Annotated in this window: 26 protein-coding genes and 1 tRNA gene; 13 read left to right on the top strand and 14 right to left on the bottom strand. The window is 62.6% G+C overall.

Annotated elements, in window-relative coordinates; genetic code table 11:
- Window positions 1-19: 19 nt before the first annotated feature.
- From NKH83_RS25780 to NKH83_RS25770, 3 genes are all read left to right on the top strand, one after another.
- The gene (locus tag NKH83_RS25780) at window positions 20-658 is read left to right on the top strand and encodes a PAS domain-containing protein (RefSeq protein WP_352508577.1); all 639 of its coding nucleotides are present in this window, start codon (window positions 20-22) and stop codon (window positions 656-658) included.
- A 117-nt stretch (window positions 659-775) separates the two neighbouring features.
- Window positions 776-1,393: a PilZ domain-containing protein gene (locus NKH83_RS25775; protein WP_254817716.1), complete on the top strand. Its 618-nt coding sequence runs from the start codon at window positions 776-778 to the stop codon at window positions 1,391-1,393.
- Window positions 1,394-1,652: 259 nt separating this feature from the next.
- Window positions 1,653-2,252 carry a transglutaminase-like cysteine peptidase gene (locus NKH83_RS25770; protein WP_352477512.1) on the top strand — a complete coding sequence of 200 codons (600 nt, stop codon included), beginning with the start codon at window positions 1,653-1,655 and terminating at the stop codon, window positions 2,250-2,252.
- A 302-nt stretch (window positions 2,253-2,554) separates the two neighbouring features.
- Here NKH83_RS25770 and NKH83_RS25765 read toward each other — a convergent pair whose 3' ends face one another.
- The gene (locus NKH83_RS25765; RefSeq protein ID WP_352808051.1) at window positions 2,555-3,451 is read right to left on the bottom strand and encodes a LysR family transcriptional regulator; all 897 of its coding nucleotides are present in this window, start codon (window positions 3,449-3,451) and stop codon (window positions 2,555-2,557) included.
- A 96-nt stretch (window positions 3,452-3,547) separates the two neighbouring features.
- On the opposite strand from NKH83_RS25765, the gene NKH83_RS25760 reads away from it, so the two are divergent.
- On the top strand, window positions 3,548-4,735 hold the full coding sequence (locus tag NKH83_RS25760) for an MFS transporter (protein ID WP_352808050.1): 1,188 nt from the start codon (window positions 3,548-3,550) through the stop codon (window positions 4,733-4,735).
- A 30-nt stretch (window positions 4,736-4,765) separates the two neighbouring features.
- Window positions 4,766-5,512 carry an SDR family oxidoreductase gene (locus tag NKH83_RS25755; RefSeq protein WP_352479395.1) on the top strand — a complete coding sequence of 249 codons (747 nt, stop codon included), beginning with the start codon at window positions 4,766-4,768 and terminating at the stop codon, window positions 5,510-5,512.
- A gap of 57 nt (window positions 5,513-5,569) precedes the next feature.
- Here the strand turns inward: NKH83_RS25755 and NKH83_RS25750 are convergent, their stop codons facing one another.
- Together NKH83_RS25750 and NKH83_RS25745 are read right to left on the bottom strand one after the other, a co-directional pair.
- Entirely contained in the window at window positions 5,570-6,097 is a 528-nt protein-coding gene (locus tag NKH83_RS25750) for a gamma carbonic anhydrase family protein (RefSeq protein ID WP_352808049.1), read from the bottom strand.
- An 18-nt stretch (window positions 6,098-6,115) separates the two neighbouring features.
- Window positions 6,116-6,460, bottom strand: a complete 345-nt coding sequence (locus tag NKH83_RS25745) for a DUF6949 family protein (protein ID WP_352508582.1) — start codon at window positions 6,458-6,460, stop codon at window positions 6,116-6,118.
- Window positions 6,461-6,580: 120 nt separating this feature from the next.
- On the opposite strand from NKH83_RS25745, the gene NKH83_RS25740 reads away from it, so the two are divergent.
- Window positions 6,581-7,312, top strand: coding sequence for a hypothetical protein (locus tag NKH83_RS25740; protein ID WP_352808048.1), 732 nt, complete (start codon window positions 6,581-6,583; stop codon window positions 7,310-7,312).
- Window positions 7,313-7,380: 68 nt separating this feature from the next.
- Here NKH83_RS25740 and NKH83_RS25735 read toward each other — a convergent pair whose 3' ends face one another.
- Together NKH83_RS25735 and cysE are read right to left on the bottom strand one after the other, a co-directional pair.
- Window positions 7,381-7,584 carry a DUF3126 family protein gene (locus NKH83_RS25735; RefSeq protein WP_023674799.1) on the bottom strand — a complete coding sequence of 68 codons (204 nt, stop codon included), beginning with the start codon at window positions 7,582-7,584 and terminating at the stop codon, window positions 7,381-7,383.
- A 208-nt stretch (window positions 7,585-7,792) separates the two neighbouring features.
- On the bottom strand, window positions 7,793-8,641 hold the full coding sequence (gene cysE / locus NKH83_RS25730) for a serine O-acetyltransferase (protein ID WP_254817710.1): 849 nt from the start codon (window positions 8,639-8,641) through the stop codon (window positions 7,793-7,795).
- Between the two features lie 149 nt (window positions 8,642-8,790).
- Between cysE and NKH83_RS25725 the strand changes: the two genes are divergently transcribed.
- Window positions 8,791-9,402, top strand: coding sequence for an HD domain-containing protein (locus NKH83_RS25725; protein WP_352808047.1), 612 nt, complete (start codon window positions 8,791-8,793; stop codon window positions 9,400-9,402).
- A gap of 42 nt (window positions 9,403-9,444) precedes the next feature.
- Here NKH83_RS25725 and NKH83_RS25720 read toward each other — a convergent pair whose 3' ends face one another.
- The 4 genes from NKH83_RS25720 to NKH83_RS25705 all read right to left on the bottom strand — a co-directional run bounded on the left by NKH83_RS25720 (window position 9,445) and on the right by NKH83_RS25705 (window position 11,922).
- On the bottom strand, window positions 9,445-9,816 hold the full coding sequence (locus NKH83_RS25720) for a hypothetical protein (protein WP_352689917.1): 372 nt from the start codon (window positions 9,814-9,816) through the stop codon (window positions 9,445-9,447).
- A 134-nt stretch (window positions 9,817-9,950) separates the two neighbouring features.
- Window positions 9,951-10,718 (bottom strand): alpha/beta fold hydrolase, encoded by a 768-nt coding sequence (locus NKH83_RS25715; protein WP_352808046.1) that lies wholly within the window; start codon window positions 10,716-10,718, stop codon window positions 9,951-9,953.
- Window positions 10,719-10,742: 24 nt separating this feature from the next.
- Window positions 10,743-11,306, bottom strand: coding sequence for a DUF192 domain-containing protein (locus NKH83_RS25710; protein WP_352808045.1), 564 nt, complete (start codon window positions 11,304-11,306; stop codon window positions 10,743-10,745).
- Between the two features lie 19 nt (window positions 11,307-11,325).
- On the bottom strand, window positions 11,326-11,922 hold the full coding sequence (locus tag NKH83_RS25705) for a cold-shock protein (RefSeq protein WP_502895622.1): 597 nt from the start codon (window positions 11,920-11,922) through the stop codon (window positions 11,326-11,328).
- 215 nt (window positions 11,923-12,137) lie between these two features.
- Between NKH83_RS25705 and gloA the strand changes: the two genes are divergently transcribed.
- Together gloA and NKH83_RS25695 are read left to right on the top strand one after the other, a co-directional pair.
- A complete protein-coding gene (gene gloA, locus NKH83_RS25700; protein WP_352808043.1) occupies window positions 12,138-12,578 on the top strand; it encodes a lactoylglutathione lyase in 441 nt (146 codons plus the stop codon).
- A gap of 79 nt (window positions 12,579-12,657) precedes the next feature.
- Window positions 12,658-12,951: a DUF2218 domain-containing protein gene (locus tag NKH83_RS25695; RefSeq protein ID WP_352808042.1), complete on the top strand. Its 294-nt coding sequence runs from the start codon at window positions 12,658-12,660 to the stop codon at window positions 12,949-12,951.
- 8 nt (window positions 12,952-12,959) lie between these two features.
- Here NKH83_RS25695 and NKH83_RS25690 read toward each other — a convergent pair whose 3' ends face one another.
- Window positions 12,960-13,532 carry a DUF1697 domain-containing protein gene (locus NKH83_RS25690; RefSeq protein WP_352808041.1) on the bottom strand — a complete coding sequence of 191 codons (573 nt, stop codon included), beginning with the start codon at window positions 13,530-13,532 and terminating at the stop codon, window positions 12,960-12,962.
- Window positions 13,529-14,785 carry a threonine ammonia-lyase IlvA gene (gene ilvA, locus NKH83_RS25685; RefSeq protein WP_352808040.1) on the bottom strand — a complete coding sequence of 419 codons (1,257 nt, stop codon included), beginning with the start codon at window positions 14,783-14,785 and terminating at the stop codon, window positions 13,529-13,531. Before ilvA ends, NKH83_RS25690 begins: the two co-directional genes overlap by 4 nt.
- A 127-nt stretch (window positions 14,786-14,912) precedes the next feature.
- On the opposite strand from ilvA, the gene NKH83_RS25680 reads away from it, so the two are divergent.
- From NKH83_RS25680 to NKH83_RS25670, 3 genes are all read left to right on the top strand, one after another.
- Window positions 14,913-16,313 (top strand): hypothetical protein, encoded by a 1,401-nt coding sequence (locus NKH83_RS25680; protein WP_352808039.1) that lies wholly within the window; start codon window positions 14,913-14,915, stop codon window positions 16,311-16,313.
- Window positions 16,314-16,415: 102 nt separating this feature from the next.
- Entirely contained in the window at window positions 16,416-17,489 is a 1,074-nt protein-coding gene (locus NKH83_RS25675; RefSeq protein WP_254817699.1) for an alpha/beta hydrolase, read from the top strand.
- A gap of 132 nt (window positions 17,490-17,621) precedes the next feature.
- Complete coding sequence (locus NKH83_RS25670) at window positions 17,622-18,785, top strand: alpha/beta hydrolase (RefSeq protein WP_352477410.1); 1,164 nt, start codon at window positions 17,622-17,624, stop codon at window positions 18,783-18,785.
- Window positions 18,786-18,804: 19 nt separating this feature from the next.
- Here NKH83_RS25670 and ade read toward each other — a convergent pair whose 3' ends face one another.
- The gene (gene ade, locus NKH83_RS25665) at window positions 18,805-20,616 is read right to left on the bottom strand and encodes an adenine deaminase (protein WP_352477408.1); all 1,812 of its coding nucleotides are present in this window, start codon (window positions 20,614-20,616) and stop codon (window positions 18,805-18,807) included.
- Between the two features lie 419 nt (window positions 20,617-21,035).
- Window positions 21,036-21,488: a cupin domain-containing protein gene (locus NKH83_RS25660; protein ID WP_352477407.1), complete on the bottom strand. Its 453-nt coding sequence runs from the start codon at window positions 21,486-21,488 to the stop codon at window positions 21,036-21,038.
- Window positions 21,489-21,767: 279 nt separating this feature from the next.
- Between NKH83_RS25660 and NKH83_RS25655 the strand changes: the two genes are divergently transcribed.
- Window positions 21,768-21,853 (top strand) — tRNA-Leu (locus NKH83_RS25655).
- Window positions 21,854-21,886: 33 nt separating this feature from the next.
- Here NKH83_RS25655 and NKH83_RS25650 read toward each other — a convergent pair.
- Window positions 21,887-22,276 carry a hypothetical protein gene (locus tag NKH83_RS25650; protein ID WP_352477405.1) on the bottom strand — a complete coding sequence of 130 codons (390 nt, stop codon included), beginning with the start codon at window positions 22,274-22,276 and terminating at the stop codon, window positions 21,887-21,889.
- Between the last annotated feature and the right edge of the window lie 21 nt (window positions 22,277-22,297).

Here is a 22,297-nt window from a genome sequence, read left to right as displayed (position 1 = left end):
TGCGCGGAGCAGCATTAGCATGAACCAGACCGGATCGATCACGCTGTTCCATTATTGGAACCGGTTGCGTGACGGACGCCCTGCCCCGAAGCGCTCGGAAGTCGAACCGGCCGACATCAAGTCGCTGCTGGCCGACACGTTTATCCTGGAAAAGGACACGCGCGGCGAAGCGGTGTTCCGGCTGGCCGGCACCAGGCTTTGCGCAGTCTATGGCCGCGAACTCAAGGGGTTTTCATTCCCTTCGCTGTGGCGCGAAAAGGACCAGCGGCTGATCTCGAAGCTGACCGACGGCGTCTTCGACCTGAAATCGGCGGCCCTCATTACCTATGAGGGTTTCAGCCGCAATGGCCGCTCCAACAGGTTCGAGCTGCTCGCGTTGCCGCTCGACGGCGGGGTAGAGAGCCCGCGTTGCCTCGGCGTGATAAGCGCCGTCGAAAAGCCCTTCTGGCTGGGCGCCGACCCGGTTTCCGACGCGTTGATCGATTCGATCCGTGTCGTCGATCCCGACAAGGAGCCGATGTTCCTGAAGAACCGGCCGGCGATAGAGGTTCCTTCGCTCGCCCCGTCGGAATTCGACCCGCCCGAGACGATTTCGGCGCTCGGCCAGGCCCGCCGCATCCGTCACCTGGTCGTCTTCGACGGCGGACGCGAGGAATGATGCCCAAAGCTTAAAGCAACAGCGCCGGGTTTTCCCCTTTGTTAACCTGCTTTGTTGTAGTTTTCCGCTGAAATTCCCCGCATCCATGCGCGGAATGCCGAACGGGGTATGGCAGTGATGAGGTCAGCGGCGGTCGACCATGCACCGTCCCAAGCTGAAAGGCGTAACTTTCAGCGCGTCCGCGTGAAGATTTACGGACGCTTCATGCTGGAAGACCGCACCGAACATCCCTGCCAGGTAGTCGACATGTCGCCCGGCAACGTTTCGCTGCGCACCGAGCGCGCCGGCCTGGCTGGCGAAAAGGTCATTGCCTATATCGATCATATCGGACGCATCGAGGGCGTCATTACCCGCACTTTGCAGGATGGCTTTGCGATGACCGTCATCGCGTCGGAGCGCAAGAGGGACAAGCTCGCCGCGCAACTGACCTGGCTTGCCAACAAGCACGAGCTCGACCTGCCGGAAGACCGTCGCCATGAACGCGTCGCGCCGCGCAACCCGACGAGCGTGCTACAGCTTGCCGACGGACGCCAGTACCAGTGCCGCATCATCGACCTGTCGCTGTCGGGCGCGGCGATCGAGATCGACGTCAAGCCGGCCATCGGCGTCCAGGTGACGCTGGGCACCATGCGCGGCCAGGTGGTGCGCCATTTCGAAGATGGCATCGCCATCGAATTCGCCGTCATCCAGCGGCCGGAAACGCTCGATACCGAATTCAGTTCACCGCGCGGCTGACGCGGAAGCGCTAGCGCCATCGGGAAGAGAGGCTGGCGATCCTTCGCGCCCTCCGTCCCGCCATCCTAGCTGTTCGAACGGTGCCACGAAACAAAGGAACGCACCCGGCTAGAATCCATAAACAATTCTATACTCAATTGCATCAAATTTTATGTTTATTCTATTGCTGTTTTACTTAATGTCTACTTCGCGCTTTTGCGTCAAATAAATCCAGCCGTGTCATTGTCTCCTCAAACGGGGAGACTGAATAATGAACAGGATGAGGGGCAAGCTGTTGCTGGCGGCAATAGCGATGCAGCTTTTCGGCTGGGGGACTGCAAACGCGGCGGAGCCGGCCTTCATGCACACCGGCGGCCGCACCACACAGCCGGTCGGTCACTACGAATTGTGCCAGCAGTTTCCGCGGGAATGCAATCAGAGGACGCTTGACCGGGCACCCGTCGAGCTCACCCGAAAGCTGTGGGCGACGATCGTCAAGATCAACAATTCGGTCAACAGCAAGGTCGCGCCGCGCACCGACATGGAAATGTGGGGCAAGGAGGAAGTCTGGTCCTTTCCCAATAACGGCTTCGGCGACTGCGAGGACTATGCGCTGGAAAAGCGCCGCGAGCTGATGAGCATCGGCGTGCCGGCCGGCGATCTGCTGATGACGGTCGTGCGCCAGCGCAACGGCGACGGCCATGCTGTGCTGACCGTGCGCACCAGTCTTGGCGAGTTCATCCTCGACAATCTCCAACCCAAGGTGCTGTCCTGGACCAATACCGGCTACACCTACCTGAAGCGCCAGTCCGAGCGGAATTCCGGCGCCTGGGTGACGATCAACGACGGCCGCTCCGACGCGGTCGCCAGCGTCCGTTGAGGACGCCAAGGCATGTCGCCCAAAAGCGCGTAGCGGTTTTGGGATAACGACATGCATAAAACAGAGGTTAAGTGCGTCGCATGACTTCGCGCTTTAGGAGAAACCCGGTCGAGTCCCCACCCTCCCCGTCCCCAACGACCGGGTTTAAGGAGCCGGCCCCGTCCCCGGGCCGGCTCCACCATTTCTGGTGGAACAACATCTCGATACAGTTATCTCGGTTTTGCCTCCAACTGCGCTTCGTCATCCAAGCTGTCTCACGATCGTTTGTGGGATACGGGCTGCCGTTTGCCGTCGAAACGCTGTTACTTGCCCCTGATACGGAACGCCTCGACAAAGGCGGAAAACGCCGGAGATGGATGGCGTCGGCTTGGATAGTACAGGTGGTAACCCTGGAACGTCGGGCACCATTTGGTCAGGACTTCCTGAAGAAGGCCCCTCTCAATGTGTGGCAGGACGAGTTCGCGCGGTAGATAGGCCAAGCCCACTCCGTCAAGCGCGGCCTGGATCGCCGGCCCCATGTTGTTAAGCGTCAGTTGCCCCTCGACCCGAGCACTGAACTCGCGCGCTCCTTCCCGCAATTCCCATGCATAGACCGATCCTGACGTCGGCAGCCGGTAGTTGATGCAGTTATGGTCGGTCAGCTCCTGCGGCGTCTGCGGCGGTGTCCGGTGGGCGAAGTAACGGGGTGAGCCGACGACAGTGTAGGTCACGTCGGCTCCGATGCGCACGGCTACCATGTCCCGGGCAATGGACTCGCCCAGCCGAACACCGGCGTCGAACTGGCGCTCGACGATGTTGGTGAAGGCGTTATCGACCACCAGCTCGACATTGATATCGGGGAAGTCGCTCAGGAACTTTGGCAGCCGGGCGCGGAAGACAATGTCGACCGAATCGTCGGTGCACACCAGGCGAATGTTGCCGGACGGCCTGTCGCGCAGGACACCGAGAGCGCTGACCTCAGCCGCGATGCCTTCGAAATGCGGTTCGATGCCTTCCTTGAGGCGTTGACCGGCCGCCGTCGGGGCCACGTCGCGCGTGGTGCGAGACAGAAGACGGACGCCAAGCCGCGACTCCAGCGACTTGATGGTGTGGCTAAGTGCCGAAGGAGTGACCCCGAGCTTGGCGGCTGCTCGGGTGAAGCTCCGCGTCCGGGTGATCTCCAGAAACGCGCGCATTTCGGCGAACTCGTCGCGTGGCATTGATGAGCCTCATTCACAACCACATCAAAATTATACCCGCTAGTCGCATTTGGCCAGCCCGACTACTTAATTCGGTAACGGACAGGAGACTGCCTTATGACCATTGAACTCGCGCTGGGCGAGGCCGCCGCTGCTGACAACACGACGACCCCATGGTCTGCGTTGGTCTGCCTGTCGCTGCTGACCTTCCTTCTGGTCGGACTGGAATTCCTGCCGGTGAGCCTGCTCACCCCGATCGCTCAGGATCTGGCCGTCTCCGAGGGTCAGGCCGGCCAGGCAATCGCGGTATCCGGATTCTTCGCCGTGGTTACCAGCCTCTTCGGCAATTCGCTGTTGCGAAACGTCGATCGACGGACGGTGGTTCTGCTCCATACGGCAGTGCTGGCCGCATCGAGCCTGGCGGTGGCGGTTGCTCCCAACTTCCTGGTCTTCCTGGCCGGGCGGGCGCTGGTCGGCATCGCGATCGGCGGTTTCTGGTCACTGTCGACGGCCATTCTGGCCCGCCTGGCCGCGGGACCCGACCTGCCCAAGGCCATTGCCTTGCTCCAGGGTGGCACTGCGTTCGCATTGGTGATCGCGGCGCCCGTCGGCAGCCTCCTCGGATCGCTGATCGGATGGCGGGGAACCTTCTTCGTCACTGTCCCCATCGGCCTCGCGGCGCTCGTGTGGCAGTTGGCCGTTCTCCCGAAGTTGCCACCGATGGAGACCGCCTCGGTGTCGAGCATGTTCGGCCTGCTGCGGAATCGCAGATTCGCCATCGGCATGGGCGCGACCGGGCTCGCTTTCATCGGGCAGAACGCGCTCTCGATCTATCTGCGGCCGTTTCTGGAAAACGTGACGGACCTCGAGGTGAGCACCCTCTCAATAGCTTTGTTGGGCGTCGGCCTCGGTGGCCTGGCGGGACTGTCGATCATCGGCCTCATCCTCCGGCGGCACCTCACAGCCGTGCTGATCGGGCTGCCGAGTGCACTCGCGGTCTTCGCTCTACTGCTGATTGCCTTTGGACCGTTTGCAGGCGCCACGGCCGGCCTGCTGGTTCTTTGGGGATTTTTCGCGACTCCGATCCCGGTGGCATGGAACACCTGGATGACCACGCTCATCCCTGAAGACCTGGAGGCCGGGGGCGGACTGCAGGTTGCCCTGATCCAGCTCGCGATCGCGGGCGGCGCTATCGCGGGAGGCCTGCTGTTCGACGCGGCCGGCTGGTGGAGCGCCTTCCTTCTCGCGGCCGCCCTGCTCACCGGCTCGGCCTTGCTCGCCGCCTCGGCCGGGCTCCGAACCTGAACTCTTTCAATTCTTGTCTAGGAGAATCTCATGTCCGAAGGAATCGAGAACAAGGTCGTCGTCATCACCGGTGCCAGCAGTGGCCTCGGTGAAGCGACGGCACGCCATCTTGCCGCACGAGGCGCTTCCGTGGTCCTGGGTGCACGCCGGTCACACCGCATCGACGCCCTTGTCCAGGAACTGACCGCCGCTGGGCTCAAAGCCAAGGCCGTCACTACGGACGTCACCGACGCCGGCCAGGTCCAGAACCTGGTGAACACGGCGGTCCGGGAATTCGGCCGCATCGACGTGATGCTCAACAATGCGGGCCTCATGCCGTTGGCCCCGCTCGAACGGCTCAAGATCGACGAATGGGACCGGATGATCGACGTCAACATCAAGGGCGTTCTTTACGGCATCGCGGCCGCACTTGCGTACATGAAGGAACAGCGATCGGGGCACATTATCAATGTCTCGTCCATATACGGCTATGTGGTCGACCCGGGTGCAGCGGTCTATTGCGCCACCAAGTTCGCCGTGCGTGCACTGTCCGAGGGTCTGCGGAAAGAGGTGAAACCCTACAACATCCGCACCACGGTGATCTCGCCGGGCGCTGTCACCACAGAGTTGCTTGAGCACATCAGCGAGAAGGATATCCAGCAGGACACCAGGGACTTCGTGAGCAAGATCGCCGTGGGGCCAGATACGTTTGCCCGCACGGTCGCCTTCGCGATCAACGAGCCCGATGACGTCGATATCAACGAGATCTTGTTCCGGCCGACCGCCCAGCCGGTTTGACTTGGAAGGGGCTATGCTTTCGGTATCCCAAGGCCGGCTCCACCATTTCTGGATCGGCTAGACCTTCTTCAGCCCAGCCCTGAATCGCCTGCCGTTGGCCACATAATGCGCGGCCGAAGCGCGCAGCCTGGCGATTGCGGCTTCGTCGAGCGTCCTGACGACGCGCGCGGGCGAGCCGACGATCAGCGAATTGTCGGGGAATTGCTTACCTTCGGTGACCAGCGCACCGGCCCCGACCAGCGAGTTGTTACCGATCTTCGCGCCGTTCAGCACGATGGCGCCCATGCCGATCAGGGTGTTGTCGCCGATCGTGCAGCCATGCAGCAAGGCACGGTGGCCGATCGTGCAGCCCTGGCCGACGGTCAGCGGAAAGCCGGCGTCGGTGTGCATGATTGTGTGCTCCTGCACGTTTGTGTCGGCGCCGATGGCGATCGGCTCGTCGTCGCCGCGGATAACGACGCCGAACCAGAAACCGGCATTGCGGCCAATCCTGATATTGCCGATCAGCGTGGCATCCGGCGCGATCCAGTTGCTGTCGACGTCCTCGAAGGCGGGCGCTTTTCCGTCAATCGCGTAGATCGGCATTGCTGTCTCCAGATCGTCTCACACCGACAAGCTGCCAGACCCTAGAAGCGAAGCCGCCCAGGACGCAATGGCGATCACCACCATGCCCAGCGCCAGCGCCCAGATGGTCGCCGTACAGCCGCAGGAGATCAGCCCCAGCACCGAGATGCGACGCTCGCGCCAGGCGTCCAGCGCCTCGTTGGCGAACATCAGCGGCCCGGCGCAAGCCGTCGCCGCGAGCGAGCGCAGCATGTGCTTCGACGATACATAGGGCTGGACGAAGGCAAGCTTGCGGCCGGCGATCAGTTCCATCGCCGATCCGGCCAGGCCGCAAGCCGTCAGCCCGGCCATAAAACTGAATATGATTTGTTCGACCGGCCCCATCTTTACCCTCCGTTTACCATGAAATCGCACAGTCGTCCGCAAAAGCTGCGAAGCAAGAGCCGTGCCGCGCGGAAATGTGCCGCTCAGGCACACCCGACGGGACGGTAAACGAGGGTCGCGATGAAGCAGGGAGCCGCCACGGAGGGCCAGCAACTCAGCGTCGTCGATTCGACGCTGATGAAGCGGGTGTTTTATGCATTCGCAACGCTGGCGCTGCTTTCGATGGCGATCAGCCTTGGCGGCAGATGGTTCGGCCGCTCGATCGCCATGGCCGGGTACACCGACGACACCACGGTCCACAAGGTCGTCATCGGCAACAACATCATCGCCGTGCCGGCCAATGTCATCCGCTTTGCCCAGGCCCGGCGCGACGGCATCGCCTCACGGCTCGACCTCTATCTGCGCTATCCCGAGATGGACGGCTACAGCGAGGCTGCCCGCAACGACTTCAACCACACCGGACCCAGCAAGGACATCGTCTTCCTGTCGTTCGAGCCGCAGATGATGTCGCGCGACATGAGCGGCCGCTTTGCGCCGATCTACAGTGCGCTGATTGCCAAGCCGGGTACGCCCGGCCCTAGCGGCACGACGCTTTACGCCTTCAGCGAAAAGTCAGGCTATCTCAACGAAGTGCTGGCGGTCGCCGACCGCCCCGGCAAGGATCCGTTTGTCGCACGCTGCCTGAGCGGCCCGAGCGCGGACGAATCGCTAGCGCCCTGCGAGCGCGATATCCTGGTCGGCGACAATCTCAGCCTCACCTACCGCTTCCCCCGGGAATTCCTGGGCAACTGGCAGGCGCTCGACGCGGCGATTTCGGGCGAGGCAACGCGTGTGCTGAAGACCGGGCGGTAAGCAACGAAACGAGCCGTTCCGTAGCGATCCTTCGCTGTCCCGCCGGCGCCAGCCGCAAAATTCCCGGCTCAGGCCAGATCGATGTCGAGGATCGCCATCGAGAAATTATAGTCGCCGTCGTCCTCGTCCTTGAAGACGATGCCGAGGAACTCGTCGCCGACATAGACCTCGGCCGAATCTTCCTTGCGCGGCCGCGCCTTCACTTCGAGTTTTGGGTTCTGGAAGGTGCGCTTGAAATAGGCGTCCAGCTTTCTGATTTCGTCCGGCTTCAACAGTCTTCTCCGATCGTCGCTTGCTAAAGTGCGTCGCGTCTGAAGAGATCGATGCGACGCGCTTTGAATCTTGCTTCATCCATGTCGCTATCCCAAAACCGCTGGGCACTTTTGGGCGACATGCATTGGTGCGCTTCTGGCACGTCGACAATGGCCATGTAAAGGCAAGCCGGCACAGGGGGCAGGAATTCAGCCCCCGCCCGAGCACTCAGATGTCGAAGCTGACGACGTGGTCCATCGTCTGTGATGGCAACAGCTGGTCCATCTGCCGCGAAGGCTGATCGCAGCCGGTCTCGCCGACGACGCGGGCCGGCACGCCGGCAACCGTCTTGTTGTGCGGTACCGGCGACAGCACCACCGAGCCGGCCGCGATTTTCGAGCAATGGCCGATCTCGATGTTGCCGAGGATCTTGGCGCCGGCGCCGATCAGCACGCCGTAGCGGATCTTGGGGTGGCGGTCGCCGCCGGCCTTGCCGGTGCCGCCCAGGGTGACGCCGTGCAGGATCGACACGTCGTCCTCGATCACCGCCGTCTGGCCAACGACGAGGCCGGTGGCGTGATCGAGGAAGATGCCCTTGCCGATGCGGGCGGCCGGATTGATGTCGGTCTGGAACACCGAGGACGACCGGCTCTGCAAATACAGCGCAAAATCCTGGCGGCCCTGGTTCCACAGCCAATGCGCCAGCCGGTGCGTCTGGATGGCATGAAAACCCTTGAAGTAGAGCACCGGCATGATGAAGCGGTCGCAGGCCGGATCGCGGTCGTAATAGGCCTGGATGTCGACGCGCACCGTCGTCGACCAATCCTTGTCGTCGGCCGCCATTGCCTTGAATGTCTGGCGAATGAGGTCGGAGCCGATGTCCTGGTGGGCGAGGCGCTCGGCCAGCCGGTGAATGACCGCTTCTTCCAGGTTTTCCTGGTTGAGGATGGTCGAATAGAGGAACGCCGCCAGCAGCGGATCGCGGTTGACCGCTTCCATCGCTTCATCGCGGATCGAACGCCAGATCGGATCTACCGGCTGCACCATGGTGGGACGGGAAATCGTAACGCTGTTCATCTGATGTCTCCGGCCATCCAATGTCATCCACTGTCTTGGCGGCTTGCCTATTCTCCGGCCGCACCTATAAGCCAGATCATAGCACGGGTGAACTCAATTTTCCTTAGTGCTTCGTCAAATGGATTTGGTTGGCGGAATTTCAAGCAGCCATGGAAAACGCAACCTTGATCGACGAGACCCTGAAGCGCGAGCTTTCCGCGCTCTATGCGGCCGAAGATCGCCACTACCACGACCTTGGCCATATCGAGGCGATGCTGGCGCTAGCCAACCATTACAAGGCATTGCTGCATGATCCTGAAGCAGTCGAAGCGGCGATCTGGTTCCACGACGCGATCTACGACAGCCGCGCCAAGGACAATGAGGCGAGGAGTGCCGCACTTGCCGAGGAGAAGCTCGCCGGCCGCGCCGATGCACAACGCCTTCGTCGCATCGCGGCGATGATCACTGCCACTGCCAGCCACGAATTGCCGCCCCTTGGCGATCAACATTCGGTTCGTGATGCGGCGCTGTTCCTCGACATGGACCTGGCGATCCTGGGTGCCGCGCCTGACGTGTTTGACGCCTACGAACAGGCGGTTCGCCGCGAATACCAGTGGGTCGGTGAGCCGATGTGGCGGGCCGGCCGTGCCGCCGTCCTGAAGGGCTTCCTCGCCCGCCCGCATATCTTCCACAGCGAGGAGTTCCGCCGGCGCTTCGAAACGCGGGCCAAGCAAAACATTGCACGCTCGCTCAGGGCGCTTGGGCACGGCCAGGGCGGATAGTAGTTCGCGTCGCTCGCGTGCGTCTGGGATATTTGCCCGAAATCAGGTGAATGCGCCAAAAGTCGATGCCATTCCCCACAACATGAACACCCCGGCCGCCAGCGACGCACCATTGACCACGATGCCAGCCAGGCCGAGCACACGATTGTCGTTTGGGCGACCAACGGCCATCAACCCGAAGACCACTCCCGTAAGATGTGCCAAAGGCCCGGCCAGAAAAAATACCGCAGCGAAGAAGCCCGTCGCACTGTTCTGGAGCAGTGGAGACGCGTCGCTCGGCATTGCTATCAACGCGGTGATCGCCATCGCCCCTGCCGCTAAAGCAGCCAGCGCTAGAACAACGGACCATTCGCCGAACGTGCTTTTTGCAATGACGCCCGGCAAAGCGGCGTCGGTCCTTCCCCATTGTGCCATGATACCCCCTGCCCTCCGTTCAGCGCATGGCGGGTTTGAACCGATCCACACGTCGCGCTTATTTACTCCTGTATCGTTGCAAAACCGCTAAGGACCCCAGCTTCAGGCGCAATGGCCGCTTCGGGAGCCGTCCATCAAAGCGGATGCTCGGCATAAAACTCCAGCACGCGCTGCTTGAAGGTCTTGTCGCCGACCGCCAGCATATGGTCGCGGCCTTCGATGTGAAAAGCCCTGGCGTTGGGCATCAGAGCGGCGAGTTCATCCGGCGAGCCGCCGATGTCGTCCTTGGTGCCGACGGCGATCAGCGTCGGCTGGGCAATGCGGGCAATGTCGGCCTCGCTCAGCAATTCGCGCGAGGTGGCGATGCAGGCGGCGAGCGCGCGGCGATCGCTGCGGGTCTGATCAGCGAAGGCGCGGAACGAGCGGCCGCGCGGGTCGCTGGTGCCTGCCGGGTCCTCGGCCAGGAGGGCGTCGGCTATAGGATCCCAGTCGCCAACGCCGTCGACCATGCCGACGCCGAGACCGCCGAAGACCAGCGTCGCCACCTTGTCCGGGTTGGAGAGCGCCAGGAACGCCGATATGCGCGCGCCCATCGAATAACCCATGACATGGGCGCGTTCGATGCCGAGATGGTTCAAAAGCGCTGCCGCGTCGGACGCCATTTTTGCCGGCGTGTAGTCGGCTTCGTCATAGCTCTTCGACGACGAGCCATGGCCGCGATTGTCGAAGGCGATCGCACGGTAGCCGGCATCGTTCAGCGTCTTGAACCAACCGGGCGACACCCAGTTGACGTAATGGCTCGAGGCAAAGCCGTGGATCATCAGCACCGGATCGCCCTGCCCCGATGCCGGTTGGCGATCAAGGAAAGCAAGGTCGAAACCATCATGGGAGAAGAACTGCATCGGCCGAAGATCCTGCCCGTTCGTTCAGTCGGAATCGACACTCGGCGCGTCGCCCTTGTCGGGCGGCGGCATGGCCGGCCCCGGCGCCGAGCCGATGGCCGGATGGCGCAGCAGGTCGCCGTCCTTAATGCCCTCTTTGGCGGCGGTGCCTGCCTTGAGCTCGAGCACGAAACGCACCGGTTCGTTCGGCGAGATGATCGCCTCCGACTGCGGCTCGCCTTGCTCGATCGCCCGGATCCGGCCGTCCTGGCCGACGAAGATCAGGTCGAGCGGCATCGGCGTGTTCTTCATCCAGAAGCTCACATCCTGCGGCGCACCGAACACGAACAGCATGCCGTGATTGTCGGCCATGTGCCGACGGAACATCAGGCCGGCCTCTCGCTCGGCGGGCGTGTCGGCAATTTCGACGGAGAAAGAACGCTCGCCGGCCTTCGTCACCGCAACCAGCGGCGCCGGGTCGACGGGAAGGATCATCGCCTTGCCGTCGGCCGAACTCGGTTGCTGAAAATAGAAGAAGGCGCTTGCGGCGACGATGAGGAAAATCCCGGCGCAGAGCGCGCCCGCCGTCAGCCGGTTCCTGTGAGCCATATGAAATCCTCGACCGGAACTAATGCGAGACCGGCAAGGTACCCATATCGGGGTGAATTTCGGCAGCCATAAGGCCTTTGTCGCCGCGTCCGAAGCGGACCAGCACCACCTGGCCCGGGCGGAGTTCGGTGATGCCGTAGCGGCGCAGCGTCTCCATGTGGACGAAAATATCCTCGGTGCCCTCGCCCCGGGTCAGAAAACCGAACCCTTTGGTGCGGTTGAACCATTTCACCAGCGCCCGTTCGAGGCCGCTTTCCGGCGTCACCGCGACATGGGTGCGCTGCTCCTGCATCTCCGCCGGATGGATCGCCGTGGTGACATCCATCGAGAGCACGCGGAAGGCCTGCAGCCCGCGCTCGCCCTGCTTGACCAGGCAGACGACACGGGCGCCTTCAAGCGCGGTCTGAAAACCGTCCTTTCGAAGGCATGTCACATGGAGGAGGATGTCGCCCGAAGTACCATCATCGGGAAGGATGAACCCGTAGCCCTTGGCTACGTCGAACCATTTGATGGCGCCAGCGATTTCGACGAGATCGGCCGTATCGACGCTCTCATCCCGCTTCAACGCATCGTTACCGGCCCCGTCCCGCCCCATGAAAGAGGCCTTTTCCCCCATAAGAACGCCCCCTTTTTTCAAGAAACACTGCAACTGATTCTTGGTATCAGATTAACACCGCGGCTTCCGGTGTGTGCAAGACCTGACGTGCCTTTTTTCACGGTTCCGTACAGGAATAGCGGATTTGCCGTTTGCCGGCGCTGGCAAGCGTGGCCGATTGCCCTTTGGCCGGGCCGCCCCTATGGTGCGCCGCAACGCAACATAAGGAGGAAATCATGCGCTATCTGCACACCATGGTCCGCATCGCCGACATCGATGCTTCGCTCGATTTCTACTGCAACAAGCTTGGCCTCAAGGAAGTGCGCCGCCATGAAAACGAGCAGGGCCGCTACACGCTGATCTTCCTCGCCGCGCCCGAAGACGAGCAGAACGGCATCTCCGAAAAGGCGCCGCTGATCGAGCTGACCTACAATTGGGACCCGGAAGACTACAAGGGCGGCCGCAATTTCGGCCATCTTGCCTATGAGGTCGACGACATCTACGCCACCTGCCAGCGGCTGATGGACAATGGCGTTACCATCAACCGGCCGCCGCGCGACGGCAACATGGCGTTCGTCAAATCACCGGACGGCATCTCGATCGAGCTGTTGCAGAAAGGCCCGGCCAAGCCGAAGGCCGAGCCGTGGGCGTCGATGCCGAACACCGGCAGCTGGTAACCGATCACGCTATCTTGAGCGGACGCAGGCGGCGCCCTGGTTCTGTTTTCGCGTCCGCCTTCCCAAGGAGAATTCATTCATGCCGGCCAGCCATGTCGACGTCGCCACCGAACATGCCAGCCGCTATCTGCAGCAGCTGTGCAAACATTGGGCGCACAAGTTTCCCGTCGAATTCGACCCGAACCACGGCACCATCGATCTGACTCTCGGCCGCACGGTTCTCGATGCGCACCCGGCTGCGCTGCACATTGCGGTGACGACCGATGAAGCTGGCTCGCTCGAGCGCCTGGAAACGGTCGTCGCCGAGCACATCAAGCGCTTCGCCTTCCGTGAAGAGCTGGCATTCGACTGGAAACGCGCTTCGGCCGCGTAGACGACCTGTCAACCGCGGGCCTTGGCCATCTCGAGCAGCATCAGCACGGTGCGCCAGTTGCGCGCCGTGCAGGGCACCTTCAGAACGCGCGGGATGAGATTGGCAAAGACCGATTTGCCGAGGCCGTCGGGCGCATGCAGGTAGAGCACGTCGCCCTTGATCTCGAAGCGTTCGGGCCCGGTGCATTTTTCCGCCAGCCGGGCGATCTCCTCGGCAGTCGGCCGGCGCTCCAGTGCATAAGCATGCAGCTTGGTCGGCTCGCCGGCCGCTTCCGGATAGGGATTGTCCGCCGCCAGCCGCTCGAGCCAGCCGAAATCGCGCACCATGATGCGCGAATGGAAGCCCCATTTCTTCTCGAATTCCGCTTCCAGCCGCTTGGTCAGCGTCGCCGCATCGCCATCTGGCGACCGGAACACGGCGTTGCCGCTCTGCACATAGGTGGCGACATCGGAGAAGCCGAGCTGCTCCAAGAATGACCTGAGCTCCGCCATCTTGACGATGCGGTTGCCGCCGACATTAATGCCGGAAAACAGCGCGATAAAAACGTTCGCCGGAGTGTTCGGAAGGTCGTTGCTGCTCATATGATGAACCCGGCGAGCGTCTCGTTGTCGGTAATGTCTTGGTAGTGAACGCTTTCGGCGTCGAAATTCGCCTTGAGCAGGTCGAAATTGCGGCGGTCCTTGGTTTCGATGCCGATCAGCACCGAGCCGAAATTGCGCGCCGATTTCTTCAGATATTCGAAGCGGGCGATGTCGTCGTCGGGGCCTAGCAATTCGAGGAAATCGCGCAACGCGCCGGGCCGCTGCGGAAAGCGGATGATGAAGTATTTCTTCAAGCCCTCGAAGCGCAGGGCCCGTTCCTTCACATCCGGCAGCCGCTCGAAATCGAAATTGCCGCCGGAGACCACGGCGACGATGGTCTTGCCCCTGATTTCCTTTTTGGAAAAATCCTTGAGCGCATCGATCGCCAGCGCACCGGCCGGCTCGAGCACGACGCCTTCGACATTGAGCATTTCGATCATGGTCGCGCAGAGCCGGTTTTCCGGGATCAGCCGCACTGCATCGGCAGCAAACTCCTTGAGGTGGCGCAGCGGCTCGCGGCCGATCTCGGCCACCGCCGCGCCGTCGACGAAATTGTCGACCTTGGCGAGCTTGACCCGCTTTCCGGCGGCGAGGCTCTGGCTCAGGCTCGGGGCGCCGGCCGGCTCGCAAAAGACGAAACGTGTTCCACGCTGCTGGTCGGCGAAATAATGGGAGACGCCGGCCGCCAGGCCGCCGCCGCCGACCGGCAGCATGATGATGTCGGGCATGCGCGCGCCGGGCATCTGGCCTGATATCTCGTAGGCGACGGTCGCCTGCCCTTCGATGATGTCCTTGTGGTCGAAAGGCGGCACCATGTGCGCGCCGGCACTTTCGGTGAATTCGAGTGCCGCGCGATAACAGTCGTCGAAGAAATCGCCGACCAGCCTGATCTCGACGAACTCGCCGCCGAACAGCCGCGTCTTGTCGATCTTCTGCTGCGGCGTGGTCACCGGCATGAAGACGACGCCCTTCTTGCCGAAATGGCGGCAGACGAAGGCAAAGCCCTGCGCGTGATTGCCGGCCGAGGCGCAGACGAACAGCTCGGCGGCGTTGCCGGCGGCAAGCGTCTTGCGGAAGAAGTTGAAGGCGCCGCGGATCTTGTAGGAGCGCACCGGCGTCAGGTCCTCGCGCTTCAGCAGCACCCGCGCGCCGCTCTTCTTCGACAGATAGTCGTTTTCCTGCAGCGGCGTTTCCGGAAAGATCTCGCGGATCGCGGCAGCGGCGGCAGCGACGCGAGAGGAGAAACTGGTCATGGCAAGAGCACCCCACAGGCTAGCCGAATTCGGTCCCGCTATTGCATATCCGGCTTCACGAAGCCATTGTCCGGCCACCCTCAAAGGGTGTTCCCAAAACCTCGTTGGCCGTTAGGAGCGTCTGTTCATGCCTGTCGCATCGGTGGCCCAGAAAACCGTGTCGCTGCCGGAGTTCGGCGAGCCGACGGTGATGCCGCTGGTTCCGCGCGCCACTTATGAGGCCCACATCGCGGCACTGGTTGCACGCGGCGGCGAAGCGGAGTTCGACGCGTTCGTCGTTTATGGCGACCGCGAACATGCCGCCAATGTCGCCTATCTCTGCGGCTACGATCCGCGCTTCGAGGAGACGCTGCTGGTCATCGTTCCCGGCAAGCCGCCGAAACTGCTGGTCGGCAATGAGGGCTGGGGCTATGCCGAGATCTGCGACGGGCCGTACGAGCGCGTGCTTTACCAGACCTTTTCGCTGCCGGCGCAGCCGCGCGACCCCTCGCAAGCGCTTCCCAACATTCTTGCCGATTGCGGCCTGAAAGCCGGCCAGCGCATCGGCGCCATCGGCTGGAAACCGTTCGGCCCCGGCGATGCCGGTTTTGGTGAAACGACGCTCGACCTGCCGTCCTTCATCGCCGACACGCTACGCACGCTTGCCGGCAGGGGTGTGATCGTCAACGCGGCGAACCTCTTGATGAACCCTGCCGACGGCCTGCGCGCCATCAACGAGGCCGACCAGCTGGCCGCGTTCGAATTCGCCGCGACCTATTCCTCGCAAGGCCTGCGCAATGTCCTACAGGTCATCGAACCCGGCATGACCGAATTGCAGGCGGCGCGGCTGATGGGCATCAACGGGCTGCCGCAATGCTGTCACCCGATGCTGTCGGCCGGCAGGCGCGCAGCCTATGGCTTGCCGAGCCCCCGTCTCGACGTCATCAAACGCGGCGACCCGATCACCATGGCCTATGGCATCCAAGGTTCGCTCAACGCCCGCGCCGGTTTTCTGGTCGAGGATGCGGCCGAGCTTCCGAAGGGCATCCAGGACTATGTCGAGAAACTGGTCGCGCCCTATTTCTGCGCCGTCGTCGACTGGTACGAGACGGTCGGCATCGGCGTTCCCGGCGGCACGCTGTGGCAGGCGGTGCACGAGCGGATCGGCGATCCGTTCTTCGGCGTGTCGCTCAATCCCGGCCATCTCATCCATATCGACGAATGGATGCATTCGCCGGTATTTTCCGGCTCCGACATCAGATTGAGGTCGGGCATGGCCTTGCAGGTCGATATCATCCCGGCGACCGGCACCGATTATTTCACCACCAACATCGAGGACGGGATCGCGTTGGCAGACGACGCGCTGCGCGAAGAGATCGCGGCGCGCTATCCCGAAGCCTGGCGCCGCATCGAGGCGCGCCGCGCCTTCATGCGCGACGTGCTTGGCATAAGGCTGAAGCCGGAAGTGCTGCCGTTTTCCAACATCCCGGCGTTCCTGCCGCCGTTCTGGCTTTCGCGCAACAGTGCGATGGCCGTCGCGAGGCACTGAGCGCATTTCGGCATCCGCGACTTACTTCTGCCGCACTTCGCCTGTCCGGGAGGGGCGGCGGAGGTGGATGGCCTTTGGTCAGGCCGGAGTGGAATTGCTTAAGTGCCCTTGAAGACGATTTGCATCATTGTCCTTGCCGCGCTGCTCGCCGGCTGCGGCGGCCGCCAAACCGAGGAACTGCTCGGCAGCGCCATGATGGCGGTGCCGGTGACGGAAATCGCCGGCAACCACTCGATCTTCATCGCCACCACCCGCAAGCGCTCCGACGATCCCAACAAGGTCTTCGACGGCGAGCGGTCGGCGACGCTGAACTATGCCCGCGTCAATGTCACCGTCCCCGGCATCCACAAGACAGGCCAGATCGAGCGGCGCTCGCGCGGCAAGTCGGACGATCCGGCCAAATACTTCATGGCTTCCGAGGTCGTCGGATACGACACCCAGCCGAAATTCTCCAGCGCGCTCAGCGCCGACATCGCGGCGCGCGGCGGCCGCGTCATGGTCTTCGTCCACGGCTACAACACCGGCTTCGACGACGCGGTCTACCGCGTCACCCAGATCACCCATGATTCCGGCTATCCGGGCACGCCGGTGCTGTTTTCCTGGGCGTCGGGCGCCAAGACCACGGACTATGTCTACGACAAGGAAAGCGCCAGCGTTGCCCGCGACCAGCTCGAAGTGACGCTGAGAATGCTGGCGCAGACCGGCGCGCGGCGCATCGACATCGTTGCCCATTCGCTGGGGACCTGGGTCACCATGGAGGCGCTGCGCCAGCTCGCCATCACCGGCGACCGCGACCTAGGCGGCAAGCTCGGCGACGTCGTGCTGGCCTCGCCCGACATCGACGTCGACGTGTTCAAGAGCCAGATGCGCCGCTACGGCAAGCCGGACAAGCCGTTCATCCTGCTGCTCTCCGACGACGACCGGGCGCTCAGGCTGTCCGGCCTTATCGCCGGCGCGCGACCGCGCGTCGGCGACTACAAGGACGCCGCCGACCTCGCCAGCTATGGCGTGTCGGTCGTCGACCTCTCCAGCGTCAAGGGAGCCGACCGTTTCAACCACACCAAATTCGCCGACAATCCGGAATTGGTGCAGTTGATCGGCCAGAAGCTGCGCGAGGATGACGGGTTTGCCAGCGACCGCGAGGTGACCGACCGGATTGCCTCGGTCGGACAATAGCTGCATTGCGCGGCAGTCGTTGTTGACCATTGCCGCACCATCGGAACAGTTTGAACTGGACCGTGCCGGCCTCTGCCTCTATCGAATAGGCCAAGACGTCTCCGGCTCGACGTCGCCTTTGCGGGAGCCCGCGTGATCGTGCCTTCGAAGATCTTTCTCGTCGTTGCGTTCGCGCTCGCGCTGGCAGGCTGCGCCGGCCAGAACACGCACGATCTGCTCAACAAGACGACGATCATCGTGCCTGCTTCGGACATTGTGGCGACGCACAAGATCTTCGTCGCCACAACCCGGCAAAGGGCAACGAAGGAGCCCCGGCAGGTGTTCGACGGCGACCGTTCGCCGACCACCAGCTTTGCCAGCGTCGAGGTGACGGTGCCGAAGGTGCACCAGGTCGGCGCCATCGAACGGGTCAAGGGCTCGGCCAACAGCAATCCGGCGAAGGATTTCACGGCGACCGGCGTCACCTTCTACAAAGGCGCGCCGCAATTCGCCAAGGCTGTCGGCGCCGACATCGCCATGCGCGGCGACCGCGCGCTGGTTTTCGTGCACGGCTTCAACAACGGTTTTGACGACGGCATCTACCGGCTGACGCAGATCGCGCACGATACGAAATATCCGGGCACGCCGGTGCTGTTTTCGTGGGCGTCGAGCGGCAAGACGACCGGCTACATCTACGACAAGGAAAGCGCCAATGCGGCGCGCGACGATCTCGAAGCGACGCTGCGCATGCTCGCCAAGAGCCGCGCCAAGAGCATCGACATCATTGCCCATTCAATGGGGACCTGGGTGACGATGGAAGCGTTGCGGCAGCTTGCCATCACCGGCGACCGCGACCTCGGCGGCAAGCTCGGCTACGTCATCCTGGCTTCGCCCGACATCGACGTCGACGTGTTCAAGAAGCAGATGATCCGCTACGGCAAGCCCGACAAGCCGTTCGCCGTGCTGCTTTCGGGCGACGACCGGGCGCTCAGGCTGTCGACGCTGATCTCCGGCGACAAGCCGCGCGTTGGCGACTATGGCGACGCGGCCGACCTCGCCAGCTATGGCGTCTCGGTGGTCGACCTGACCAAGACCAAGGGCGGCGACCGGCTGAACCACGCCAAATTCGCCGACAACCCGTTCCTGGTGCAACTGCTCGGCGACCGCCTGCGCGCCCCGGCCGGCCTCGCCTCTGAAGAGACCGCGCCGGCCCAGCTCGACAATCTCGGCCAGGGCCTCGGCAAGGCCGTCGGCTCGGTCGCCGAAATCGTCATCACCACGCCGTTCAAGGTGCTGACCATCGCCACCGGCGGCTGAAGAAGCGCCCCGGCGGCGTTCAAACGAACAAATCAACCTTCTGGAAGGTCGTCACGTCGATCAGGCCGACGTCGGAAATCCTGAGCTCGGGGATCACGACCAGCGCCAGCAGCGAGTGCTGCATGTAGGCGTTGTTCAGCGAGCAGCCCATCTGGCGCATGGCGTCGCTGAGTTTGTCCGCCTTGGCGGCGACGATTTCCGCCCGCTCGTCCGACATCAGCCCGGCGATCGGCATTTCGACCAGCGCCAGTTCCTTGCCCTTGGAGAACAGCACGACGCCGCCGCCGACCTCGCCCAGCCGGTTCACCGCCAATGCCATGTCCTGCTTGTTGGTGCCAACGACGATGATGTGGTGGGCATCATGGGCCACGCTGGAGGCCATGGCGCAGTCGCCGATATAGCCGAAGCCGGAGACGAAGGCGTTGGTGACGCCGCCGGTGCCCTTGTGGCGTTCGACCAGCGCGATCTGGCAGACATCGTTGCGGCGATCCATGGCGACCAGCCCGTCCTCGACAGCAAGATCGGCCTCCAGCGCCCGCGTCGGCGCCTGGTTCTCGATGACGCCGATGACCCGCACCCGCACTTCGTTGGCGCCCATGGGTGCCGCGATCTCGAAATCGCCTGCCTTGAGCTTCTTGCCGAGCTTGACGGTGTTCTTCGCCGTCCGCGGATAATTGTAGGCTGGAATGTCGATTTCGAGTTTGCCGCCCTTGGCCAGCCTGACGCCGCGGCCATAGACCTCGTCGATGGTCATTTCGGCGAGGTCGGAGACGATCAGCAGATCGGCGAGCCGTCCCGGCGCTATCGAGCCGATCTCGCGCTCTAGCCGGAAATGCTGGGCGGTGTTGAGCGTCGCCATCTGGATCGCCGTCATCGGCTTCAAGCCCTGGCTGATGGCGTGGCGCACGACCCGATCCATATGGCCTTCGTGCACCAGCGTACCGGAGTGGCTGTCGTCGGTGCACAGGATGAAGTTGCGCGGGTCGAGCCCGCTCTCCGTCACCGCCTTGATCTGCGAGGCGACGTCATACCAGGCCGAGCCCAGCCGCAGCATCGCCTTCATGCCCTGGCGGACGCGGGCGATGGCATCCTCGGCGCGCGTGCCTTCATGATCGTCCTCGGCGCCGCCGGCGACATAGCCGTGGAACGGCAGGCCGAGATCGCGCGAGGCATAGTGCCCGCCGACAGTCTTGCCGGCCCTCACCGTCGCCGCGATCTCGCCCGACATCACCGGATCATTGGCGACGACGCCCGGAAAATTCATCACCTCGCCGAGCCCGACGATGTTCTCCCAGGTCATCGCCTCGGCAACATCGGCGACGGTCAGCTCAGCGCCGGCATGCTCCAGCCCCGGTGCCGACGGCACACAGGACGGCATCTGCACGTGCACGTTGACCGGCATGGCGACCGCCTCGTCATGCATCAGCCGCACGCCCGGCAGGCCGAGCACGTTGGCGATCTCATGCGGATCGATGAACATCGATGTGGTGCCGTGCGGGATCACCGCGCGGCAGAATTCCGTCACCGTCACCATGCCGCTCTCGACATGCATATGCGCGTCGCAAAGCCCCGGCACCAGATAGCGGCCGCCGGCATCGACCACCTTGGTGCCCTGGCCGATGGCGTGGCCGGCATTCGGCCCGCAATAGGCAAAGCGGCCGCCGGCGATGGCGATGTCGGTGCCGGCGATGATCTCGCCGGAATGAACGTTGACCCAGCGCCCGTTGCGGATGACGAGATCGGCGGGCTTGCGGCCCATGGCGACATCGACCAGATGCGTCGCCATCTCGGCCCAGGGTTTTGGTTTTGTCGTATTGGCGGTCTTCGGCATCAACAGGCTCCTCTTTGCCCGACTGTGCCAAGCCGCGAGGATTTTGACCAGCGAGGAAGTCAGCGCGGACGACGAAGTTGCAGATCTCCCCCCTTCAGGGGGAGATTGATGCCACCACGGCTTTCGCCAATCGCCAAGGCTGGGAAGGCAGGACAAAGGCATGCTTTTGTGTCGGCCGCAGCAACTTTGTTCTTGCTTTGTGCCGGCAGCTATGCTACTAATTTGGCTATGGTGCCAATTGGCTCCAACGACCCGCCCGCCGAGGCGGGTTTTTTGTTATCGCGCCATTCACGGCAAAATGGCCCAAGCGGAATACGATTCCGTTGCGGCCAATCAGCTTTCGTCTCGACGGTCGCTGAGTTTGACGCACCCCATCGTTCGAGCCTTCAGCCGGTTCAATCAATTCGATCCCCGAACTGTCACTTTTTGCTCGGATCGTCTGCCGGGTTGACGTAGGTGATCTTGAATGGCCCCTCGCCATGAACCTCTACGATCGTATCGCTTGTCGTCCAGGCGAAGTGATTCATTCCGGCCGGTGCGACGCCGAAGCCGCCAGCAGTCAGTTCGACGCCTTTCGCCTCGTCGAGCTTATCGCCCATTCCAAAATGGAAGTTGCCGGAAAGCACCGTCATGTATTCCGTGGTGGGATGATTATGTGCGGCAATTTTGTAGCCGGCGGGTGCCTTCAACCGCAGCACAAAGGCGCCGTCCTTTGAGGGATCTCCAGCGACAACAGCCATTTCCGCCCCAGCCGGAATGACAGCAGGAGCAGGACCCCATTTGATGTCTTTGGCGTTCATCGGCCTCTCGTCAGCAGACAGAGGCGCCGTCCCAACAAGCAGCAGTGCCAGGGCAGAGGCAAGCTTGAGCATGACAATCTCCTCGTGTCTGTAGGCGACTGCGTCGAGTATCGGCGGGCCGATCCACTTGCCGATTGGAGTCTATCAGGCCAGAGCGCCCGACGCATCCTGCGAACGGGGGACACGCATTCGCGGTAGCCTCGGAAGCTGCCGCTAAAAAACATTTCCAGGTGAAACGATTTTGTTTGTATCTCCGTGGGTAATTGGCCCTCGCTAGCTTCCAGTGCCAGATTTCTCTACGGCAGAAGACGGCTTGACGGCCTTTGGCTGGCGGCTGAAAAGGGCTGGCCTGCGGACGTGGCGGAATTGGTAGACGCAAGGGACTTAAAATCCCTCGATCTCTGATCGTACGGGTTCGATTCCCGTCGTCCGCACCAGATTTGGACTTGAAAGGACAGATCGAGAGCGGGTCATTTCGCGGGACTGCAATTGCCGACCGCTCGCTTATTGAGCTTGCCAGACTTCAGGTCTGACAGTTGCGGAATGGATGCATCAAATCCAGCGTATTTTTCGTAGACGTTCCTGTCCAACGAGATTTGCCGTCCGGCGGCGGTAAAAGCGACCATCCCTGTACTACCGACATAAGCTTGCGCTGCTCGCATTCTGCAGAAGTATTTTTTCTCGCCGTTGGAAACGAACCAGCCCAGTGAGCCTGACGCACCTCGCGACAGCTTGCCGGTCTTGTATCCTTTGCCCTGCAGGTTGGAGTAGGATTCAGCGTGTGAGGGGGCAATCGATGCCAAGAGAAAGACAGCCGTCGAAATCGCGCCCAACCACTTCGGCAAGTTTTTGATAATCATGGATCTGTTCCCCTCAGCTGC

This window comes from Mesorhizobium sp. M0909, from assembly GCF_040319515.1.
Lineage (GTDB): Bacteria > Pseudomonadota > Alphaproteobacteria > Rhizobiales > Rhizobiaceae > Mesorhizobium.
Note: the sequence above shows the minus strand (reverse complement) of the source record. Positions and strands in the feature narration are given on the sequence as shown.

What these genes read in the sequence shown, in the direction of transcription:
- NKH83_RS25650 (WP_352477405.1), bottom strand. Translation starts at nt 22,276, where the DNA reads ATGATTATCAAAAACTTGCCGAAGTGGTTGGGCGCGATTTCGACGGCT.
- NKH83_RS25660 (WP_352477407.1), bottom strand. Translation starts at nt 21,488, where the DNA reads ATGCTCAAGCTTGCCTCTGCCCTGGCACTGCTGCTTGTTGGGACGGCG.
- NKH83_RS25755 (WP_352479395.1), top strand. Translation starts at nt 4,766, where the DNA reads ATGTCCGAAGGAATCGAGAACAAGGTCGTCGTCATCACCGGTGCCAGC.
- NKH83_RS25710 (WP_352808045.1), bottom strand. Translation starts at nt 11,306, where the DNA reads ATGGCTCACAGGAACCGGCTGACGGCGGGCGCGCTCTGCGCCGGGATT.
- NKH83_RS25765 (WP_352808051.1), bottom strand. Translation starts at nt 3,451, where the DNA reads ATGCCACGCGACGAGTTCGCCGAAATGCGCGCGTTTCTGGAGATCACC.
- NKH83_RS25725 (WP_352808047.1), top strand. Translation starts at nt 8,791, where the DNA reads ATGGAAAACGCAACCTTGATCGACGAGACCCTGAAGCGCGAGCTTTCC.
- NKH83_RS25720 (WP_352689917.1), bottom strand. Translation starts at nt 9,816, where the DNA reads ATGGCACAATGGGGAAGGACCGACGCCGCTTTGCCGGGCGTCATTGCA.
- ade (WP_352477408.1), bottom strand. Translation starts at nt 20,616, where the DNA reads ATGCCGAAGACCGCCAATACGACAAAACCAAAACCCTGGGCCGAGATG.
- NKH83_RS25715 (WP_352808046.1), bottom strand. Translation starts at nt 10,718, where the DNA reads ATGCAGTTCTTCTCCCATGATGGTTTCGACCTTGCTTTCCTTGATCGC.
- NKH83_RS25775 (WP_254817716.1), top strand. Translation starts at nt 776, where the DNA reads ATGAGGTCAGCGGCGGTCGACCATGCACCGTCCCAAGCTGAAAGGCGT.
- NKH83_RS25690 (WP_352808041.1), bottom strand. Translation starts at nt 13,532, where the DNA reads ATGAGCAGCAACGACCTTCCGAACACTCCGGCGAACGTTTTTATCGCG.
- NKH83_RS25750 (WP_352808049.1), bottom strand. Translation starts at nt 6,097, where the DNA reads ATGCCGATCTACGCGATTGACGGAAAAGCGCCCGCCTTCGAGGACGTC.
- NKH83_RS25780 (WP_352508577.1), top strand. Translation starts at nt 20, where the DNA reads ATGAACCAGACCGGATCGATCACGCTGTTCCATTATTGGAACCGGTTG.
- ilvA (WP_352808040.1), bottom strand. Translation starts at nt 14,785, where the DNA reads ATGACCAGTTTCTCCTCTCGCGTCGCTGCCGCCGCTGCCGCGATCCGC.
- gloA (WP_352808043.1), top strand. Translation starts at nt 12,138, where the DNA reads ATGCGCTATCTGCACACCATGGTCCGCATCGCCGACATCGATGCTTCG.
- cysE (WP_254817710.1), bottom strand. Translation starts at nt 8,641, where the DNA reads ATGAACAGCGTTACGATTTCCCGTCCCACCATGGTGCAGCCGGTAGAT.
- NKH83_RS25705 (WP_502895622.1), bottom strand. Translation starts at nt 11,922, where the DNA reads ATGGGGGAAAAGGCCTCTTTCATGGGGCGGGACGGGGCCGGTAACGAT.
- NKH83_RS25680 (WP_352808039.1), top strand. Translation starts at nt 14,913, where the DNA reads ATGCCTGTCGCATCGGTGGCCCAGAAAACCGTGTCGCTGCCGGAGTTC.
- NKH83_RS25760 (WP_352808050.1), top strand. Translation starts at nt 3,548, where the DNA reads ATGACCATTGAACTCGCGCTGGGCGAGGCCGCCGCTGCTGACAACACG.
- NKH83_RS25740 (WP_352808048.1), top strand. Translation starts at nt 6,581, where the DNA reads ATGAAGCAGGGAGCCGCCACGGAGGGCCAGCAACTCAGCGTCGTCGAT.
- NKH83_RS25770 (WP_352477512.1), top strand. Translation starts at nt 1,653, where the DNA reads ATGAGGGGCAAGCTGTTGCTGGCGGCAATAGCGATGCAGCTTTTCGGC.
- NKH83_RS25695 (WP_352808042.1), top strand. Translation starts at nt 12,658, where the DNA reads ATGCCGGCCAGCCATGTCGACGTCGCCACCGAACATGCCAGCCGCTAT.
- NKH83_RS25745 (WP_352508582.1), bottom strand. Translation starts at nt 6,460, where the DNA reads ATGGGGCCGGTCGAACAAATCATATTCAGTTTTATGGCCGGGCTGACG.